Here is a 20,327-nt window from a genome sequence, read left to right as displayed (position 1 = left end):
GGCAATTTGTGAATTTTCGAGTAGTTCGAATGTCGTTAAATTTTGATAGTAGTGTTCCCACATTTTGTGAAACTCAATCGGACCTCAGCAAACACCTCTCTAAACTCAATGTATCGCTTCTATGGTCGCTCTTGCAGGTCGGTGTTTAAGATTTTTTTTGGACAAGCTCTTAGGTTATAAAACAACCAAAACGCAACCTCTACAGAACAACATACGTCCAATTAGTTCAACGCAACCAATAAACGGTATTAGAGTTGTTGAAAAATTCCATAGCGCAGATGAACAAAGCTGCTTCAATCGATCATTTCATGAAACAAGATAGGGAATTAATTTTTCAACAACTCTAATGAGTTTTTATTCACTACTGATCTCTATAAAATTGAGTACCGTTAATTTTATCACAAAACACTGATTTTATGCAAAATATTAGGTACTTTATTATATAGTTATGAGTAATATTTTTCTACTCTGAATTTGTGTGAAATAAGAACATATCTCATAAGATACATAGAAAATAACAAAATCGAAAAAAATTTTATGAATATTCTAAAAACATAAATTATTAAAGTTCTATTTTTAAAATACTTCTGTTTAAAACCTACAAAACAAATTTACTGTTATAAATTTAGATTTTCAAAGTTGTTTTAAAATTTGGATCATAGTAGAAGTATCTTGATAATCTGTATTTTTATATAAAAGATTTCCATCAGCGTCCAAGATCACAAAAAACGGGAGACCTATTTTTAATTCCTCAAAACGAGGATCTTTTGCATACGTTTCAAAAATAGGATCTTGGTCTTTGATTTTCAAAAGAACAGCACCTTGCAAAGCATCGTTCAAAGCGGAGTCACTTTGAGTAAGTTCCTCGAACGTTTTACAATTTGTACACCAATCAGCATAAAAATCGATGAACACTTTTTTTCCGGTCTCTGTTCCTTCCGCATAAGCCTTAGAAGGAATTCGATGCCAAGAAAGGTTTCCCTTCGTTTCCATCTCTACAACGGAGATGGAATTGGTTCTTTCCAAATTATACATCAGTAAAACTACAAGTCCTACAGCGGATAATATAATTCCTCCTAAAAGGAGAGTTTTTTTCATTTTCACATAACGATTCCATTCATCTGGAAGAAAAAAATAGAGACAAAAAAGTAAAAACAAAATTCCAAACGCCGCCAAAGGAATAGAAGAATCTGGAATCCCCCAACCCGAAAGAGATTTTTGAAAATACGTATAAGAAAAGTATAATACAAATATTCCTAAAATCCACTGAATCCAACGCATCCATTTTCCTGATTTTGGTAAACTCAAACCAAAAACGCCTATCATTAAAAAAGGAAAACCTAAACCGACCCCAAACAAAAACATCTTAAAAGAAGCAAGAAATACAGAACCGATCGATATTACACCAGCCCCCGCAGTGATCTGCAAAAGAATCGCTACCACAACCGGTCCTACACAAGGAGACGAAAGAAGTCCCGCTCCCATCCCTAGTAAAAATGTTCCGCCACAACCTTGTCCTGTTTTTACTTCTTTAGATCTAAAAAAAGGAAGATGAATTAGATCCAATGATCCCAGTGCCAATAAAAAAATAAAAATAGAAAGCCCCAGGTTTACGATAGGATAACGTAGGATAACGTTAAACGCCCCCCCACTAAAACCCGCAATCAGCCCAAAACAAGAATAAGTTACAACCAAACCAAGATAATAAATAGCAGGGTGAAGAATTTTTGGAGAACCTTCTCCTCTGGCTCTTATAATTCCTACTGTAATCGGATACAAAGGATAAACACAGGGCAATAAACTTGCCAAAATTCCACCCATGACCAGGATCAACCCGGTTGTTGGACCGTCGCCGGAAATACCTTCTACAACTATTTTTCTCAGAGATTCAGATACAGCTTCTGCGGAAATAGGAAGAACACATCCGAATAAGCTGATGCTCAAGATCGAAAAACGTATTATAAAATTCTTATATATTAAAATTTTAGATAACACAAATGAAAAGACCAAAAAAGAAATTTGGTTCCGAGAACTATGCTTCAATTAAAAAACCTGAGGTCAACCTCATTCCCATCAAAGTAATTTCAGAACTCGTAAGTTTAGACTCAGAGCCAATTTCAAAAAATTCTTTTTTTAATCGGAACCCAAGACTACAAAATGCCCTATAACCCAAAATTAAAAAGTATCAAAGACATCCCCAAAGTATTTAGAAACAAAACAAAGAAAAATCATAGGTTTTGAACTTATTTTAATAAATATACTTTAGGTCGCAGTAATCCGCATTCGCACATTTTTAAGGTTGTACCATAAAATCCAGATCGTATGAGTTCCCACAGATGACCGTCTTATGTCTGATTTTTAGAAACGATTTGGATTCGATTGTTACAAACACTGCTGAAAATTAAGAGTGGATTTTTGGAAAATATAGAAGTTCTTATAAATTGATCGATCCTAATATTGAACGAGAATTCGGAGTAAAAAATCCGTTTTATCTTAGGTCAATTTTTTCGTAAAAAAATAGATGTGGGAACTCCCACAAATCGTGTATTTACCAGTTACTACTCGAACAAATATTATGCTGTACTTGTTTCAAAACTTAGAATATGAGATTTTTTCAAAAAAGCTAACAATTTTAGGTTTGGCATAATTTCGCGAAGACTTCTATATCTTTAAAAAAATTACTCATTCATTTTTAGCACCATTTTGCGTCCGAGTAGTAAACTTTGAAAATTGTGGGAACTACTAAGAAATACAAAAAGAATCATCGTCTAGTCAGTTTTTTAGACAAAACCACTGTTTTACGGCCATCGTCAAAATTTAAATCTTATTTTAACGTGAGTTCGGCCTAAGAAAAAATTTTCTAAAGGTACAATTTCAGGAATGGTTTGTAAAATCATGGTTTGCAATAGTTCCCACATCATTTTATAGACAAATCTAAGTTTGTGGTAGTTCCCACATTTCAGGAATCGATCTGTAAGGTTCAGATTCAAACTTTTTTCAGAACCATGAGTCCCTTACACTGAATTCACGTTCATTTAAAGAAATTCAAAAACTCTCTTGTTTTCTAAGATTCCATTCTCACCTAAAAATCGAAATTTGCCGAAAATCATTTTGAATGCGTACGGGAATGATCAAGTTAATCTATTGTATTTTAGGAATACTTTTGAGCATTCCTATTTCGCCAGAAATAGATTTAGATTACAACTACGAGTACGAAAAAAACGGTCCTTATACTAAATTCTCCGATTGGGTGCCTTATAAACTTCATAAATGGGAACCAAAATTTTTAGAAGACTATTATCAACTTTATGGTCTCAAACTTCATTACGGTGAAAACGAACTTAGAAGAGACATTTACTTTTTAAAGATAGGACTTAAGAAACGGTTCAGACATCCTAAGAACGCTCTTTGTCCAGTTAAAGACGAAGACGAATATTATAAATATCGCAACCTTCTTTTTATGCATATAAACCTTCAGATTATGCGTTCTTATATGAGGATAGCCTCTCAATTTGATAAGCGACATTTATATTTTTATAACTTGGATTTTGCATACGACTTAAACCGTTCTTTCGAAGTGGCCGACGGTTTTTACAAAGAGGCAATCCCTTATTGGAAAGAAGCCCAAAAATACGCGGATCGTTCTTCCGAAATCGACTCTGATCTGGATTTAGGAACCATGGAAACGGAACGTTATGAGATCATAACGGGCAAATTGGATTTCGGAAAGATCATAGACGATCACTTGGCTCGTCTGGACAAAAAAAGAAACACGGTAAAGGAATATTTAATCCAACATCCGGGCGCGAACAAACCGCTCCTGGAATAGTGATCAACTCAGCGGAAGCTTCCTACGGATCGCGTTCTAAGTGGGAGTTCCTACAACAACGTACAACGAGATTTTTTCTTGAAAATATAAGATATTTCTGATAGAGAGTTCGATTAGCTCTTTGATAAGTTTATCAACCGTAAATCTTGAAGTGGGTAAAAGAAACGCCGATGCCAATGATAATTTAAGCGACGCTAACTACTATAGAGTACCGTTAATTTTTATCGTAAACCACTGTTTCAACGCAAAATATTAGGTACTTTATTATATAGCTTAATAACTATAAATAGTTTCAAATTCATTGAAAAATATCCTACTATTCATGCACTCTAAATACGATCGGATCGGACACGATAATTTCAGATTTTTTAAGAGAAGGATATCTGTGGCGTTTCACTACGAATTGATATGTCCCGGTCATTGTCAAATCACACTGACGAGAAACGGAAATTGTATTCACCAATTCTTTTCCTGAATTGAGTGCACCCATAATCTCTTCATTTTGACTCTTTTGCGCCATCCATTCTCCATGTTGAGTGCGCAGCGCTTGAGGTGGTCCACCATTCTTATTCTTAAGATACGCGTAACATTCCAATATGTAGTTGAAATCTTTCCCAAGGTCACCGAAACCATAGCTCTGTAATTGGCCGGACACATTCCGGAACCGAATGACTGCCTTGATTTTTTCATCCACATTAAAATCTTGTTTGGATAAGGATACTATCAAAACGAAGTCTTTAGACGGTTTTGTTTCTTTCATTTCCTGTTCGATTGGGAAGATCGCAGATAGACTCAAAAAAATTAGTATCAGACAAAATGGTCCCCCCTTCTGGGCTTGAAAACCGTGGGTTAGATACATGTTACTGCAAAACAAGAAAACCGACAGACTGAACTAAAGTCAAAAGGAAAATATATGTAGGAACGGATTTTCACAAAGAAACAATCAGTATCGCGTATTTAACGAGCAAAATAAATGAAATCGTAAAAGAACAACAGATAAAACATGATGAGGGGCAAATCAAAAAATTCATCAACAGACTCAAATCGGAATATAACGAAATTCATTGTTGTTACAAAGCAGGAGTAACGGGCTATCCGCTTTACAGATATTTAAAGTCTTTAGGGGAGAATTGCACACTGGTAGTACCCGGAAAGATCCCAATACAAAACTCGGACAAAATCAAAACGGATAAAAGAGACTCGATCAAGTTAGCGAGATTATTGCGAAGTGGGGATTTGGAGCCGGTCTCAAAACTTCTTGTACTCAGAAATCATAATACTATATTTGTGAAATGGACAAATATTATTCAGAGATACTGGATAAGCTGTGACAAAAAATAGCGGAAGGGCTTGACACAAGATACATGGGAGGAAGCGACACATTGAGTTTATGTAGAGCGCCCAAAACTCAACAGAACACTTCCTATGGGGCGTGTTCTGGGCCCGATGTTTTACAGTGGATCGTCGCAGTTACGACAAAGCTCGGGTGGCATTTCCTTCGTGAATCGATTCTTGTTCTAAATCCATTTTTTTCGAATGGGAAATTTTCCTCAAATCACACTCAGGAACAAAAAAAGCCCGAGAAAACCCGGGCTTTTTAAATTCCATTCCAATTTGAAAATTTCCAAGAACACTCCCCAAAAGAGAGCCGCCCTAAAAATTAACTTGAATCAGCAGGAATAAGTAGTCAAAAATTCGAACGGATGAGGTCTTCCTTCCCAAGGCCAAATTTCAGTTTCAAACTTATACGCTTTATAAGTCTGGATAAACTCTTCCGTAAACACGTCACCTTTCTTCAGAAATTCTTTATCAAGAAGCATATGCTCCACAGATTCCCTGAGAGTATGAGGCATTTGCTGAATTCCTTTTTCACGAATTTCATCTAAAGAGAGTTCAAAAAGATCTTCTTCCCGAGGAGGCCCCGGATCGATTTTCTTTTGAACCCCGTCGATACCCGCCATAAGCATCGCCGCAAAAGCAAGATAAGGATTAGCGGAAGAATCAGGAAAACGGAACTCAACTCTTCTTGCCTTGTCTCCGTTTACGAAAGGAATTCTACAAGAAGCAGAACGGTTCTGAGCCGAATAAGCTAAAATAGAAGGAGCTTCAAAACCAGGAAGAAGTCTCTTATAAGAATTTGTAGAAGCATTTGTAAAAGCAGCACAAGACTTAGCGTGAGAAAGAACCCCACCGATATAATGCATTGCAGTATCACTTAAATTTTGATAACCTTTACCTGCAAAAAGGTTCACACCATTTTTCCAAATGGATTGGTGACAGTGCATACCGTTACCATTGTCTCCATAAAGAGGTTTAGGCATAAAAGTAGCCGTTTTACCATATTTGTGGGCGACCATCTTTACAACATATTTCAATTTTTGAACGTTATCCGCCGCTTCAATCAAAGTACCAAATTTCACTCCGATCTCGCCCTGACCTTGAGCCACTTCATGGTGAACAACAAAAGTTTCCATACCGATCTGGTGAAGAGTTTTCACAATGTCCGCTCTCAAATCCACTTGAGAATCAACTGGAGCTACCGGAAAATAACCTCCCTTAGTACCAGGACGGTGACCAGTGTTTGTAGAACCAGGAAAATCAGTATGAGAATTCCAAATTCCTTCGGAAGAATCAATTTCATAATATTGAACATTGATCGCGTCTCTTACTTTGATATTATCAAAGATGAAAAATTCATTTTCAGGTCCGAAATAAGCGGTATCCGCAAGACCAGAAGACTCAAGGTATTTGAGAGCTTTTTTCGCGATAGATCTAGGACATTTTTCGTAAAGTGTACCTTTATAAATATCGAATACGTCGCAGAAAACTACAAGTGTAGAATCAGCAGTAAAAGGATCTAAAAAGATCGCGCTTGTATCCGGAATCAACTGCATATCGGACCGATCAATCGGTTGCCAAGCTGGGATAGAACTTCCGTCAAACGGTAAGCCTTTGAAAGAATCTTCGTTAATGGAACCGGCGTGATATGATACGTGGTGCCAAGCTCCTTTGATATCCGTAAAACGGAAATCATAGAATAGAACGTTATTCGCCTTTGCATAGGCAATAACTTCACTAGGTGTTCTGGACATTCTGTTCTCCTAATTGTTTTCGATTATAATCATGAATCTCTAATTCAAGCGTAGAGTCGTTTACACTTTTTGTGCAAATATTGTACCAATGAATTGAAACTCGATGTTTTTCAAGAAAAAGAGAGAAACTCTCTTTTTACTCCGTTTTAAGATCGAATTCGGAATCAAAGTAAAATTCCTTGAAAGACAGGCAAGCTCTAAAATACACTACGGTTGCAGATTTTATCGTTTTTACAGTTCCATTGGCAACTCGCACAAATTTTGTACAACATCCGTACCGATAATTTACATTCTGCATAAATATTGTTCAGCATTTGAGAAACTCATGAGACAAATTCATCTTCTAACCGAAACGGAATTAAAACAAAGATTGGATCGAGAAACACTCGAGTCTTTATTTGAAAATTCTAGCCCGTCCGCTTTAAAAGAATTTTCGATTCAATTAAAAATCTGGGCTCAAGAAAAAAATGCAAAATACTGGATCGAATTTCCAGATTCCATTTTTGATAAGGTACAATTTCAAAAGTTCGAAAAGACGTTTTTCCGTTCTATCTCTCGACTTGGAGAAATTACATCCAAGTTTCCATCTAAAATTTTTCCAGCATATGTTTGGGGGGAATCGTTTTACTTTCCATTTGTTTCGAACGAACAATCCACTGTGATTTCTAAAATTGCAAAAATCGAAGAAGTCATTGAACAGGTTTGTAAAAGAAAGAATCAAAAAATAAAGAGCACTTCCGTATTTAAACTTGAATTTCAAATTTTATCCGAAGATATTTTAACTCTGGAAAAAATATTAGAGTTTCCAATCCCAGAAAATTTTACGGAAAAGATATACGAAAGACAAGAAGGATTTTTTTTAGTCACTCCTAAATTAAACGGAGTTCAAAGTCTTTTTGCAATCTATCTATTCTCCAACATTTCCGAAAAAATCAAATTCAATTTTTCTAAACTACTCATCGATCTTTCCGAAAGTAAAGAAATTATACCTACTTTGTTTTCCCGTTCTGGTGCGATCATTTCCGCAATAGACTTTGAAAATTCTCCTAATTTCATCAAAGACAAAAACGGAAATTTTTACTATTTAGAGATCTCAGTTCCACCTTGGCTGAGTCCTTCGTTTTTATTTTTAGTTTTAGATTCCACACTTTTGGATGTTTGGGAGAATTTAAATTTGGATCTACAAATTCCAACTTCCTTTCCTAGTTTCCAAAGAAATGAATCTTGGAGAGAACTCACCGAACATAGATTTGCTTCCCGAATTTCCAGACATATAGGGGAAGAAGAATCTTTTTTTCATTCGATTCTTCAAAGTGAATATGATACGGCTAGAAACATTTTTCTTTCTATTTTAGAAAACAAAAAGAAAAAATTAGAAGAATCGGAAATTCCGGAACTCTTGAATCGTCTGAAGTCGATTCAAGAATTACTAACGATTTCTTTAGACGAAAACGTTCAAAAAGACTGGAAATCGATTCAAATCGAAATTTCAAATTCACTTTTGGAAAAATGGAAAGAAAAGAAAGAATTAGAAAATCAAAAAATAGCAGAGACTTTTTCGGTCTCCGCTTGGAAAATTCTGTTTGAAATTTGGAAATCTCAGGCCGGAAGGAAACCTTGACAGTGCAATTCCCTCGAAAAAAATAGCACTGGAACCGATTGAATCGGGTCTCAACAAAGCGGCGACGTAGCTCAGCTGGTTAGAGCAACGGAATCATAATCCGCAGGTCCGGGGTTCGAATCCCTGCGTCGCTAATCGTTTCAAAGGAGAATGACGTTGAAACATTTCTTTCTATTAATTCTTTCTTTTCTAATTTTAGCAGGTTCTCTATCTGCTCAATCCGCGTCTTGTAATGAAGTTTGCGGTTTTTATTCTGGCTGTGTGGATCAAAACGCACCTAGAAAACTCAGCGCCGAAGAAAAAAACAAAGTGAAAACCGGCTGCCTCAATTCCTGTAAAAAACACAGCGCCGCTGTTGCCGCTTGTTTTGAAAATCATAAGAGTCAATGTAAACCGTTTAACGAGTGTATCGTAAGCACTTACAACACGAATAAAAAATAAATTTGATAATTCATAAAACTTTTAGAATATAAGAAGTTTTTGATTTTTCTTAAAAGAGCGGAGCCTTTCGCTCTTTTTTTATTCTGGTTCAGAACGATATAATAAAGAATCTAATAGTTTACACTTTGAGCTTGTCCCCAAACCTCAAAAAATTTTACACGATAATTCTTTAGAAATTTTTAATAAAATGCAGTAGTTCCTACAAACTAAGTCGCATTTGACAAATTTGCGAACTTTCGAGTAGTTCTTATAATCGTTAAATTTTCGCAATAGTTCCCCACATTGGACGGTTTTTGGATAAGCTCTTTAATAACGTGAATTCGGTATAAAAAACATGAGTGAATGGCTGCCAATACATTGCCGGACCGACCTCTCGCTCTGGTCAATAAATTGTAGTATTATACAATCTATCTTAAACGCACTCATAGTAGAGTCGTTGCATTGGGTTTTTATTCGCCCAGATTTTCTGGGCCACCAAACTCACGTTAAAATATTTTGTTTTCTTTTAAAATTTTTTTTTCTATAAATCGCCCCGTTTAGAAAGGTCGAAGAACCGTTTCTTGTATGGATATTCTTTTATTCGATGACGGTCAAAAAATTGAGTCTGCTTTAGTAGAAAATGCTGTTGGTACAGATTCTCTTTTGGTTCCAGATGTTTATTGGAATCGTTTAAATGCTCAAGAAAGAAAATCCCTTCGGGACAAACTTCCCTTTTTATTGAGAAAATATTCTAAACAGATCGCTTCTATGAAACGTCTTCATTATAAGGCGGGTAAAATCAAATACAATCGGGGCGTTGGTAAGATGAAAAAGTTTAGTATTCGGGTTCATACCGGGGTTTGGTCGACTTTGGGTGTGTTGGCTGCGGCTCATGGTGTTTCGAGGTGTTATCTTTTTAACTATATGCTCTGGTTGGAAGAGCTTGGTGAAGAGGAGAATTTTTTTGTGAAAACTTGGAACCTAGGAGTTCCTAGCTTTCACTGGACTTACAAAATGACTTGGAAGATTGACAGGAGACAAAATCTCATTTCGAGAGAACTAAAACTCGAACCAAACCCAATGACAAACAGATATCCTTACTATTTAACTTCATAAGTTCCGTATAACAAGTATTAAACACAGAAACCACGTTATCTAAAAATTAGCCTGGAATTTTCTTGGGATGTTTTAGCATAAACTTATAGAAACAAAACGATCCCAAAAAATAAAAACGAACTCTAAACCGCCGCTTCCGTTACCTTCTCTGCAATCGAAGATGCTTCATCCAACTTTAAAGAAAGAATCCTAGAAATCCCCGGCTCTTCATTTGTAACTCCAAAAAGAGAATTGGCTCTGTTGATCGTAGACTGAGCGTGAGTAATGACTATAAACTGAGACTTGTCCTTGAACTTATCCAAGATCTGACAAAATCTAAGTTTATTCGCTTCGTCTAATGCAGCGTCTATCTCATCCAAAAAACAAAACGGAGAAGGTTTGACCATATAAATCGCAAAAAGCAATGCGATCGCTGTCATTGATTTTTCACCACCTGATAAAAGTCTCAAATTTTGAACGTGTTTTCCAGGAGGTTCAGCCATAATTTCAATTCCAGCATTGAGACTATCTTCGTTTTCAGTCAGTTCTAAGATCGCTCGCCCTCCGTTGAAAAGTGTGGAAAATGTTTCCTGAAAATTCTCTCGAATCTTTTCAAACGTCTCGCGGAATAATTTTTCTGATTCTTCGTTGATTCGTCCAAGAACCTCTTCTACGTCTGCTTTGGATTTTTCTATATCTTCTTTTTGCACACGATGATGTTCGTAGATTTCTTTTACACTTCTATACTCTTCGATAGAAAGAGGATTGATCGAACCAAGCATTTGAATGTCGGATTTTAATTTTTTTAGTTTTACTTCTTCTTTTGTTCTTTCTAAGTTTCGATTTTGAAATTCAGAAACAAGTTCCTGTTCAGAAATAGAATAATCGTTATAAAGTTCTTCGGTAAAAGAATCGATCTGAACCTTTAAACCGGAAACGGTTCTTTCTTTTTCTGTTAAAACGGGAATTAGATTTTTAAAATCGTCCTGATTTTTTTGAATATCGTGTTTTAGATTTTGAATCTCTTTTAAAATATTTCTAAGAGATTCTTTTTCAGATTCTAAAGCACGACTCATATCTAAAAATTCGTTGTAACTGGACTCGATCTGTTGTTCTAATTCGGAAACTTCCTTTTCAAATTCTTGTTTTTTAGAAATCACATTCTGAATAGAATCTTTTGCATTTTGAATTCTTTTTTCGATCTCTTCTTTTCTAAGTTGAATCGATTTACAAATTTCTAATCTAGAATTTTTTTCGGAACTCAGCTCTAAAACCTTTTTTTCTAAAAATACGGTTTGTTCCTTATTGGCTTCTAAATTTTCTCTCAAGGATTCTATTTTTAAACCGGAATCCTTGATACTTCTGGTCAGATTTTCGTTTTCTAAAATTAAATCTTCAATCTGTTGATCCAAGGTTTCTTTTCTGGATAAAAATCCGTCTCGATCAAAAAGAATGTTTCGAATCATATCTTCTAGATGAACGAACTCTTCTAGTTTAGATTGAACTTCACCTAATTGTAAGGTTTCTAGAACAATGGCTATCTTAGATTTTTCGGAAAATTCTAAATTCCTTCTTAACTCTTCTATTTGAATAGAATATTCAGATATTTTAGAAAGTAAGAATTCTTTTAATTCTTTTCTTCTATTTTCCGTATCGATGGCTTCCTTTTTTCTAGATTCAAGTTGGCTAATGAGTTCAAAGATGACTTCTTTGAGTTTTTCACGAAGTTCATTGTGAGACTTATCGTTGGTTGCAATCCTGGACTCTTTTTCAAGAACGGAAAGGTTTTCGTCCTCGATTTGTTTTTCAAGTCCAGATTTAGAATCTTTTAGTTTTTGAATTTCCTCTTGAAGAAGTTCTATTTCTCCTTCCAACTCGAAACATTCTTTTTGAATTCTTTCTAAATCAATAACGAGTAAACTCAAAGAAGATTCTTCCCCGTTTAAAATCTCAGTCATCTCCGAAATTCTTTCTTCGTATTCTAAAATGATCTGTTTATTTTTTTCTATTTTTTCTTTTTGGATTTTTGTCTGAGACAAATGGTCGTATAACTTTTTATCGATTTCGGAAACTCTTTTTTCAATTTCCGATTTATCTTTTTCTAATATTTCAATTCTACCAGTTTCTTCTCCGATTGTATCGAGTAAAATTTGATTTTTGTCTTTGATACCCTGAAGCTCCTCTTCCGAAGCTTTTAACTTTTTGGTAAGAGTGGAAAATTTAAGATAACGTATTATTTTATCGGTTTCGTCTAACTCAGACTTCAGTTTAAAATAAGCTTCTGCTTTCTCCGCTTGTTTTTCTTTGATTTCCATTTCTTTTTTCATGGAACCCATGATGTCTTGAATGCGGAGTAAATTTTGTTTTGTGTCTTCTAAACGTTTGAGCGCTTCTTGACGTTCTACTTTAAATCTGGAAATTCCAGCGGCTTCTTCAAAAATCAGTCTTCTTTCTTCTGGTTTAGAATGTAAAATTCGATCCACTTTACCTTGTTCCATGATCGAATAAGAAGACTTACCGATCCCAGTATCCATTAGAAGTTTTTCTACGTCCTTTCTTTGAACACGAGAATCGTTGATACAATATTCGTTGTTTCCATCCATATAAAGACGACGAGTCATCTTTACAGTCGGATAATCCATTTTGATGAGTTTGGAAGAATTATCGAAGATAACAGATACTTCCGCGTAACCCGCGGGTTTACGCGCTTCGGAACCGTGAAAAATCACGTCGTCCATTTTATCTCCGCGAAGTCCTTTAGCGGACTTTTCTCCAAAGACCCACTTTACAGCGTCTACGATATTCGACTTACCACTTCCGTTCGGACCTACGACCGCCGTAAACCCAGGATCGAGTAAAATTTCGGTTTCGTCCGCGAACGTTTTGAATCCAACAATATTCAGACTTTTTAAATACATAGTTTTTATGTTTTTTCATTTCCGGATGTTCCGGAAAATGTTTCCAATTGACCAGATTTGGGCAGGGAATAGAATGCACCCTGGGTTATTATGTCTCACAATATCTCTGAAAAGACAAGAGAAATATTCGGGAAAAAGCCGTACTTATCCCTCTATTTCCAGAGACCTGTAGATCCAAGTCGTAACTTCGACCTCAAACCAGCTAAAAATCCAGAAGAATGGTTTTTAGAACTCAACGGACGTGCTCTTTCCAGCACGATCGCTCCTCGAACCCAAGCACAAAGAATTCTACAAACTCAAAAAATTTCTTCAACGGATCTAGTTGTGGTAATTGGTCTAGGAAATCCACATCTCATCTTTGAAGTTCATAAAAGTTTAGAACCAGGACAGGTTCTTCTTCTCGTAGACGAATACCCAGAACTTATCTTTCCTCTTTGGGATGGAATTTTAGAACCAGTAATGGATGTTCCTGGTAGACATTTGTTTTTAGGTCATTCTGCTTTAAATCTTCTTTGGAATTATTTAGAATCACTTCCGGTAGAACGAGTTTCTGGAATTCGGGTTTTTAGAAACACCGCAAGTACCGCGCTCAACGAAACGTATTACAGCGATTTGGAAATTAAAATTCGTAAAATTCTTTCTTCTAAAATGAGTGATCTTTTGACTAAGTTCGAATTCGAAAGAATCTGGGTTCGGAATACTTTCGTTAATACCGCAAATTTTCCAGATTCCAAAAATCCAAGAACTAGAATTGAATCATTAAAAGGAAAATTTTTAGACACTCCTGCAATGCTCGTTTCGGCGGGCCCTTCTCTGAGAAGTCAATGCGAGTGGATTTCTAAAGTGAGAGATAAGGTTTTTTTATTTTCCTGTGATACTTCCTTTAAAGCCCTTTTGAAATTTGGTATTGTTCCGGACGGTGTAATCACTTTAGACGCACAGACTCATTCTTTCTTTCATTTTATGGGAGCGGAATCGTCTAATGTTCCTTTGTTTGCAGATCTAGTAAGTTCTCCTTCCATTTTAAGATCTCAAAAATTTACTAAAATAGTACATTCCTTAAGCGCCAAATACGTCGTAGACGCAAGCGGTGAATTTAAACGGGAAGTGACTGCTGGTTCTAAAACTGCGGAAAAACTTTTAGGTCCAATCGGAGACATCCAATCCGGTGGAAGCGTGGCTACCACTGCGTTTGATCTTTTACGAAATCTTGGATGTAAACCCATTTTTTTAGTGGGTCAAGATCTAGCTTATTCTGGAAGAGAAATTCATTCCACCGGCACTCATCATAACGAAAAATGGCTCACTCTAATTGGAAGAACACAAAGTTTGGAAAAGATAAACGAAGTGATCATTCGAAAAAGAGATACTCGTCTTGTTAGATCCGCAGAAGGTGGTTTAGTTTTAACCGATTACGTTTTAGATCTTTATAGACACTGGTTTGAAGAATCATTTCGATCCTTGGATTTTTCCGTTTACAACGTAAATTCTCGTGGTGCCCAAATTGCAAACTGCAAAAACGTTTCTTTAGAAGAAGCAGATCGGATCCTTTCTTCATTTCCAAGCCATAATTTTTTTTGGAAAGAATGGATTCCCTGGAATGACTACAATTCTTCCGAAATCAGTTTAAAGGCCGCAGAAGACTTTCGTTCTAATCTTTTGATAAAGATCCAAAATATTTTGGAAGAATTTTCAGATCCTTCTATTCGGGACGTTTCCTATAATTCGGTTCTTTCTAAATTTAAAATTGCTATCGATAACTGGGAAGATCTTAACTTTTTAATTCGCAAAACCGAAATTTATATTTTACGCCATAAAGACACATTAGACGAAACAAGAAAAAAAAACCTATTTTTAGGAGCGGTTTTAAAGGAATTTTCCGGTCTAAAACGAAAACTTCTATCTGGAATTCGTTCTTAAAAAAATAATATTAGTAAAGTATAATTAACTTAAATCCTTTTTTTTATAGTTTAATTTTTCTGCAAAAAATGTAGCCTATTTCTATATTAGAATTATTAAAAAGTTAATTTTCTTTTGTTCTTTATCCATTATTAAGTGAACGGATAATACCGTTTGCTGATGTTAGATATAAAATTGAGTTCTCAAATTTTTGTGTTAAACTGCGGATTTGTATCAAAATTGATAATTTCTATTTTTGAAGTTGTCCAAAAATCTTAAAAGAACATGAGTTCTACGTAAAGAACCTATGATTCTGAAAAAAGTTTAAATCTGAACTTTACAGTTCAATTTTTTAAATGTGGGAACTACCACTCATTTCTATTTAGAATTTAAACAATTCCCCAGCCTGAGTTTGAGAAATCACATGATTATCCGAAACAATCTTAAAACGTGGGAACTACTATAAAAATCAAATTCTAAAAAAGATAATTATAAAATGATAAACGGTTTCTAAGCGACGTATTAAGCTATGCAAATCGCGATTTTACGAACAAATTCTTAAATTGTAGGAACTCATACTTTTAGAAAATTTTTTCTTACCCCAAACTCGCGTTAAAAGAAATCAGTTATAATCATTTTAGTAAGTTCATTATAAAACGTAGTAGTTCCCACAGAAATCGTCATATTGGTGGTGTTCGAACAATCTCCATTGTTCTTAAACGTTCATAGGAGTTCCTAGAATCTTATTCTTTTTTTATGTCTATAGATGGCCGATTTTTGTAAAATTTGTGGGAACTCTACACAGAAACTTCAACAGTAAAAGATAAACTCAAAATTCTACCGACAAAGAGACTTAATCTGCGGGAACTACCACATTTGATTTGAAGATTTATGATAAGTTTTTTCAGGCTTTAAAACGAACTCTAAAAACGCAAGTGAGCTACTAAAAATTATCAGATATTGTAATTTAAAAATGAGCTGTTAAAAACAGTAAATTTTTTGAATTTGTAAGAGTTCCCACAATTTAGAAAAAATTCCTGTGTCATTGCTTGGCAAATTCGATAAATAACAAATTCTATTTTACTCTTATTCTTTTTAGAAAGGTTCTTTTCAATTTTCTTATATAGAACTTAGAATAAAATTCTCAAAATATATAGGATCCAAACTACAATTAGGAAAAGCGAAAATAAGATACATAAACCTACAAGAAAAAATGAATGAGCCCTGCGATCCTTGCCATAGAAGACAGAAATTTGATAAGGAAAATGACTACCGTCTCTTCCGCTTTATTTGTTTTGAATAGAGTCTTGATAAAAATTTAAGATACTCAATTTTATAAGGATCAGTGGTAACAAAAGACTAAGGATAAATTTATAAAACTATATAAAATAGTTTTTTTATTTTGTGATACGCCAAACGGCAATTGAATGCAAAAATTTAACTGGAAGAAGATTTTTTGGACAATAAGAGGCCCTATTGTCCTCAGACTAACCACTATAAATATAAGATTACTTTGTTTTTGTTATAAACCTAGTGGCAAATTTCCTTTAACGATTGGATTTGAAAAAATTAACCAATCAAGCATTTAAATCAATCAGATAACCACGACGAACCGCCTGATCATCCGTATTAACCCCTACCTTAGCAATATTTCTTGCTCCCGAGTTTACGTTTTCCAACTCGGAAAGTGGATGTAAACGATCCGGCATGTTCCGAATCGTAAATTCGGACTTTGAAAATTGTCTGGCCCCGGTAGAACTCTGAAGTGCGAAGTTAATTTCTTTAAGCATGACTGCGAATTTCCTTTTTATTCAACTGAACACTAAATTTAAAACCTTGTAAAGCAAAATCGAATATTATTCAAATTCAAATCCATTTCTAAAGTCCATCAAAATTGAAATTTTCCGGAATTACCACCTCTCCCATTTCTTCTTCGCCTATTTCCATTCTATCAAAACGACTATGACGCCCTTCTCGAGCATGTTTTTTCTGAATGATGGGTTCTTCCGATTCAGTTACAAAAGTTTGTTTCTGTTTAGAATCAGACTCGTCGCTTTCTTTTGAGTCCGTCAAAAGCGAAAAACCTTTTGGTTCTTTTACAAACTCCGGAAAATATTCGTAAAATAATTTTGCAGATACAACTCTAAAACTTGCGGGATACGCATTCTTATAAGAGCTAGAAAGTTCCACATCTGGCAATTGCTGAAACCCTATCCGATCTTCAAAATCGTTAAATTCTTGTTTGGTGAAGACTGGCATCCTTTCCGTAATTAAATCCTTAAGTATGATCCAATCCAACTTAAATCTCATCCTATATCCTTGAAACGCGGAGGACCTTTGAATCAAATTGACCAATCGTTTAAGAGGATAATCTCTTTGTGTATAAGGCCTAAGATAGACGAGTAAATATCTCTGCGAAAATCCAAGAGGTTCCCAAATTCTATCCGGATAAGGTTTTCCTTCCTCCAATTTTAAATCATCCAAGATAGATTGTAACTCCGGAACAACTTCAGTTCGATCGGAATAAAATTCCTGTTTTTCTACCTCTCCAAATTCTCCATAATAAAGCCATTTGTATAAATCAGCGATTTCAAATACGGGATGATATTCAAGATACTGTTCTAAAAATTCTATCTTTTCTTCTCTGGTTTTGTTATCGTCGATTTCTCTCTGAATCACCGTCTTGTTCCTCGCCTTTAACCGCGAACAATTCTGATCTATTTAAGATCCGAATGATATTTTCTCTATGAGTCAATATGATCCCGAATGAGATAAACACCATAGTTCCCAAAACCCAATACGAAACTTCTTCGTGTAAGAGTAGGATCGTGGAAAAAGCATAAACGAGTGGAAGTGTAATGGAAGCAAAAATCGATCCTAAGGATACAAATTTAAAAAATTTATACACCACCCAAAAAACCAAAACCGCTCCTAAACAAGCAATCGGAGTCAAAACTAAAAAAACTCCGAACGTAGTTGCAACACCTTTACCTCCTCTAAATCCTAAAAAAGGAGAAAACATATGTCCTAATACGGCACAAACTCCGCAGAGTAATTGAAATGGAATTCCTCCTTCCGGAACGTAAACACTAGAAAGATATACCGGAAGCATTCCTTTTGTTATATCCAAAGCTAAAACTACAAAACCAAATTTCCATCCAATTAAACGACCAACGTTAGTTGCTCCTATATTCTTACTTCCTAATTTACGAATATCTACTCCGGCAAACCGAAGTGCAATCCAATATCCGAAAGGAATCGAACCAGATATAAAACTAAATAATGCAAAAATTGGAAAATTCATTTTCGATCCGATCGAAACTCTAATCGAATCGGAATTCCTTGAAGGTCATAGGTTTCCGTGAGTTTTTTTTTCAGAAAAGAAACTAAATTCGATTTAAAGTATTCTACGTGATTTACAAACAAAATGAGATGAAAAGGAGAAGTGGATACTTGAGTACAATAAAGCATCTTAGGAGGTTGATGTGCAGAAAAAGACCTTCCTGCAAGTCCCATCCAGTTTTTTAGATTTTTATTGAGTTCAGAAGTGCTCACCTTTCTGTGTGAACGCGAGGCGAGATCAAAGGAAAGATCCATGAGTTTTTGAACCCGGAGTCTTTCGGTCGCACTAATCGTGATGATCGGCACTTCGTTTAACAACGGAAAACGACTGTAGAGTTTTTCTTTATATTCTTTAAAAGTTTTATCCGTTTTATCTTCGATCGAATCCCACTTGTTAACTGCAAGCAAAAAGGGTTTTCCTTTTTCTTGAAGAAGTGAGGTAATCTTTTTATCAAAATCCCCAAACCCTTTTTTTGCATCCAAAAGATGAATTACCAAATCGCTAGATTCTATCGCCTTGATAGTTCTTTGATAAGAATAAAACTCCAAAGCTTCTGCGGTTTTACTTTGTTTTCGAATTCCCGCCGTGTCGGTTAGAAGCAATCGTCTATCACCAAATTCTAATAGAGTATCTATAGAATCCCGGGTAGTTCCCGCAACGTCACTTACCACAGCACGTTCGTAACCGCAGATAGCGTTTAAAAGACTAGATTTTCCGGAGTTAGGCTTTCCAACGATCGCAAGACGGAACTCGTAGTCTTCTTCCGCCAGCGGCAACGGCTGCGCTTCCTTCTTTTTAGAAGCCGAAATTTTTTCGATCCAAACCTTACCCGGTTTATCCTTTAAAAAAAATTGAATTTTCTCAAGTAAAAGTCCTAGGTTTTTTCTACCAATTGCAGAAATCGGCAATACTTCCGAAAGTCCCATTCTGTAAAATTCTTCTAGATCAAACTCATCCAGTTCCTTATCCGCTTTATTGACACAATAGATGATAGGTTTGTTTGCCACTTTATCTTCTCTTCTTAAATAATTGAGAAGACCGTGATCTGCCGTAGTGATCAGATTTTTATCTAGTAAAAATACGATCACGTCCGATTCTCTCAATTGTCCATAAGCGGTTTCTAATATAGTTTGAGAAAGTGAATCCGGATTTTCTATGTCGAGTCCGGGAGTATCACAAAGATAAAAATCGAGATCCTTTTCTTCCTGATAGATTCTTGCGGAAAGAACGTCACGCGTCACACCTGGATAGTCTTCTGTAATCGCTAATTTTTTCTTTAAGAGAGAATTGAATAATGTAGACTTACCTACGTTCTGTCTTCCTACGATCGACACGACTGGTATTTTCTTTCCAGGTTCTTTACGAGGGGCTTTGATCGAAACGACTTCTTCCGATTTTGCGATTTCTTTTTTTACGGCTTTAGCCATCTTAATCCTAATTTTTGCGGTCGTTCATTGATAACGATTGGATGATTTCAATGCGCGTGCAATTTCTTGTTGAGCGTCTTTTTTTTGTAAATCGTCCCGTTTATCGTGTAACTTTTTAGGCTTACCTACTGCAATTTCCACTTTGACCCTAAGATTATTTTTAAAATAAACTTTAGTGGCAACTAAAACCAAACCCTTCTCCTTTACTTGACGTTCTAACTTTTCAATTTCCTTCTTATGTAATAAAAGCTTTCTAGGTCTGATTTCTGGATGATTTGCATACCCTCCGTTTTTATAGGGAGCAATAGAAAAATTTTCTAAAAACACTTCTCCATTTTTGATCTTCGCAAATGCGTCTGTTAGATTTCCTTTTTTATCACGTAGACTTTTAACTTCGGATCCGGACAATACGATCCCCGCCTCTAGAAATGAAATTAATTCGAAGTTGAACTTTGCCTTTTTATTGACTAGCGGGGAATGCCCAGATTCTTCTTTTTTCTTTACCATATTTTTTATGAAACCAGCGGTTTAATTTGTATCAATTCAGGAAAAAAATTTTTTCCAAAGCACCGTTATGCAGCCTTTATAAAAACTCTTAAAAAATTGAAGTCTTTTTTAATTCGCCGTTCTCTACCCTTAAACAATCTCGGTTGATTCAATTTTTTTGTTTTCGGTTCCTTATT

At 35.4% G+C, this 20,327-nt stretch carries 15 protein-coding genes, 1 tRNA gene and 1 pseudogene; 7 read left to right on the top strand and 10 right to left on the bottom strand.

The annotated features are described in order from the left end of the window. Positions 1-633 precede the first annotated feature (633 nt). Entirely contained in the window at positions 634-1,995 is a 1,362-nt protein-coding gene (locus BW942_RS11965) for a protein-disulfide reductase DsbD family protein (protein ID WP_000949344.1), read from the bottom strand. A 1,120-nt stretch (positions 1,996-3,115) separates the two neighbouring features. Here BW942_RS11965 and BW942_RS11960 point away from each other — a divergent pair. Further along, complete coding sequence (locus tag BW942_RS11960) at positions 3,116-3,829, top strand: hypothetical protein (protein ID WP_001258973.1); 714 nt, start codon at positions 3,116-3,118, stop codon at positions 3,827-3,829. Positions 3,830-4,145: 316 nt separating this feature from the next. Here BW942_RS11960 and BW942_RS21790 read toward each other — a convergent pair whose 3' ends face one another. Continuing rightward, positions 4,146-4,688 carry a hypothetical protein gene (locus BW942_RS21790; RefSeq protein ID WP_000281551.1) on the bottom strand — a complete coding sequence of 181 codons (543 nt, stop codon included), beginning with the start codon at positions 4,686-4,688 and terminating at the stop codon, positions 4,146-4,148. Positions 4,689-4,738: 50 nt separating this feature from the next. Here BW942_RS21790 and BW942_RS11950 point away from each other — a divergent pair. Further along, positions 4,739-5,059 (top strand): annotated as a pseudogene (locus BW942_RS11950) (IS110 family transposase); the annotation flags it as partial. A 240-nt stretch (positions 5,060-5,299) separates the two neighbouring features. Here the strand turns inward: BW942_RS11950 and BW942_RS11945 are convergent. Together BW942_RS11945 and glnA are read right to left on the bottom strand one after the other, a co-directional pair. Beyond that, positions 5,300-5,470, bottom strand: coding sequence for a hypothetical protein (locus tag BW942_RS11945; RefSeq protein WP_001975166.1), 171 nt, complete (start codon positions 5,468-5,470; stop codon positions 5,300-5,302). Between the two features lie 29 nt (positions 5,471-5,499). Continuing rightward, positions 5,500-6,921, bottom strand: coding sequence for a type I glutamate--ammonia ligase (gene glnA, locus BW942_RS11940; RefSeq protein ID WP_000091770.1), 1,422 nt, complete (start codon positions 6,919-6,921; stop codon positions 5,500-5,502). A 325-nt stretch (positions 6,922-7,246) separates the two neighbouring features. On the opposite strand from glnA, the gene BW942_RS11935 reads away from it, so the two are divergent. The 4 genes from BW942_RS11935 to BW942_RS11920 all read left to right on the top strand — a co-directional run bounded on the left by BW942_RS11935 (position 7,247) and on the right by BW942_RS11920 (position 10,078). Then, a complete protein-coding gene (locus BW942_RS11935) occupies positions 7,247-8,542 on the top strand; it encodes a hypothetical protein (protein ID WP_002080824.1) in 1,296 nt (431 codons plus the stop codon). A 60-nt stretch (positions 8,543-8,602) separates the two neighbouring features. Beyond that, positions 8,603-8,676 (top strand) — tRNA-Met (locus tag BW942_RS11930). A 16-nt stretch (positions 8,677-8,692) separates the two neighbouring features. Further along, positions 8,693-8,983, top strand: coding sequence for a Cys-rich protein (locus BW942_RS11925; protein ID WP_000172772.1), 291 nt, complete (start codon positions 8,693-8,695; stop codon positions 8,981-8,983). Positions 8,984-9,547: 564 nt separating this feature from the next. Then, entirely contained in the window at positions 9,548-10,078 is a 531-nt protein-coding gene (locus BW942_RS11920; protein ID WP_000353573.1) for a DUF1564 domain-containing protein, read from the top strand. A gap of 122 nt (positions 10,079-10,200) precedes the next feature. Here the strand turns inward: BW942_RS11920 and BW942_RS11915 are convergent, their stop codons facing one another. After that, entirely contained in the window at positions 10,201-12,975 is a 2,775-nt protein-coding gene (locus BW942_RS11915; RefSeq protein ID WP_000281020.1) for a chromosome segregation SMC family protein, read from the bottom strand. 90 nt (positions 12,976-13,065) lie between these two features. Here BW942_RS11915 and BW942_RS11910 point away from each other — a divergent pair, with 90 nt between their 5' ends. Beyond that, entirely contained in the window at positions 13,066-14,895 is a 1,830-nt protein-coding gene (locus BW942_RS11910; RefSeq protein ID WP_000019139.1) for a motility associated factor glycosyltransferase family protein, read from the top strand. A 1,556-nt stretch (positions 14,896-16,451) separates the two neighbouring features. On the opposite strand, the gene BW942_RS11900 is transcribed toward BW942_RS11910, so the two are convergent. The 5 genes from BW942_RS11900 to smpB form a co-directional block, all read right to left on the bottom strand. Next, entirely contained in the window at positions 16,452-16,664 is a 213-nt protein-coding gene (locus BW942_RS11900) for a hypothetical protein (protein WP_000910567.1), read from the bottom strand. Positions 16,665-16,752: 88 nt separating this feature from the next. After that, positions 16,753-17,553, bottom strand: coding sequence for a hypothetical protein (locus BW942_RS11895; protein ID WP_000615986.1), 801 nt, complete (start codon positions 17,551-17,553; stop codon positions 16,753-16,755). Beyond that, complete coding sequence (gene plsY / locus BW942_RS11890; protein WP_001010595.1) at positions 17,528-18,178, bottom strand: glycerol-3-phosphate 1-O-acyltransferase PlsY; 651 nt, start codon at positions 18,176-18,178, stop codon at positions 17,528-17,530. The genes BW942_RS11895 and plsY overlap by 26 nt, the downstream gene beginning before the upstream one ends. Beyond that, a complete protein-coding gene (der, locus tag BW942_RS11885; RefSeq protein ID WP_001029804.1) occupies positions 18,175-19,644 on the bottom strand; it encodes a ribosome biogenesis GTPase Der in 1,470 nt (489 codons plus the stop codon). The genes plsY and der overlap by 4 nt, the downstream gene beginning before the upstream one ends. A gap of 24 nt (positions 19,645-19,668) precedes the next feature. After that, a complete protein-coding gene (smpB, locus tag BW942_RS11880) occupies positions 19,669-20,151 on the bottom strand; it encodes an SsrA-binding protein (protein WP_000239366.1) in 483 nt (160 codons plus the stop codon). Positions 20,152-20,327 lie beyond the last annotated feature (176 nt).

Origin of the sequence: Leptospira interrogans (assembly GCF_900156205.1) — a bacterium.
In the GTDB taxonomy this organism is placed as follows: Bacteria; Spirochaetota; Leptospiria; order Leptospirales; family Leptospiraceae; genus Leptospira; species Leptospira interrogans.
This window is presented reverse-complemented; position numbering and strand designations above follow the sequence as displayed.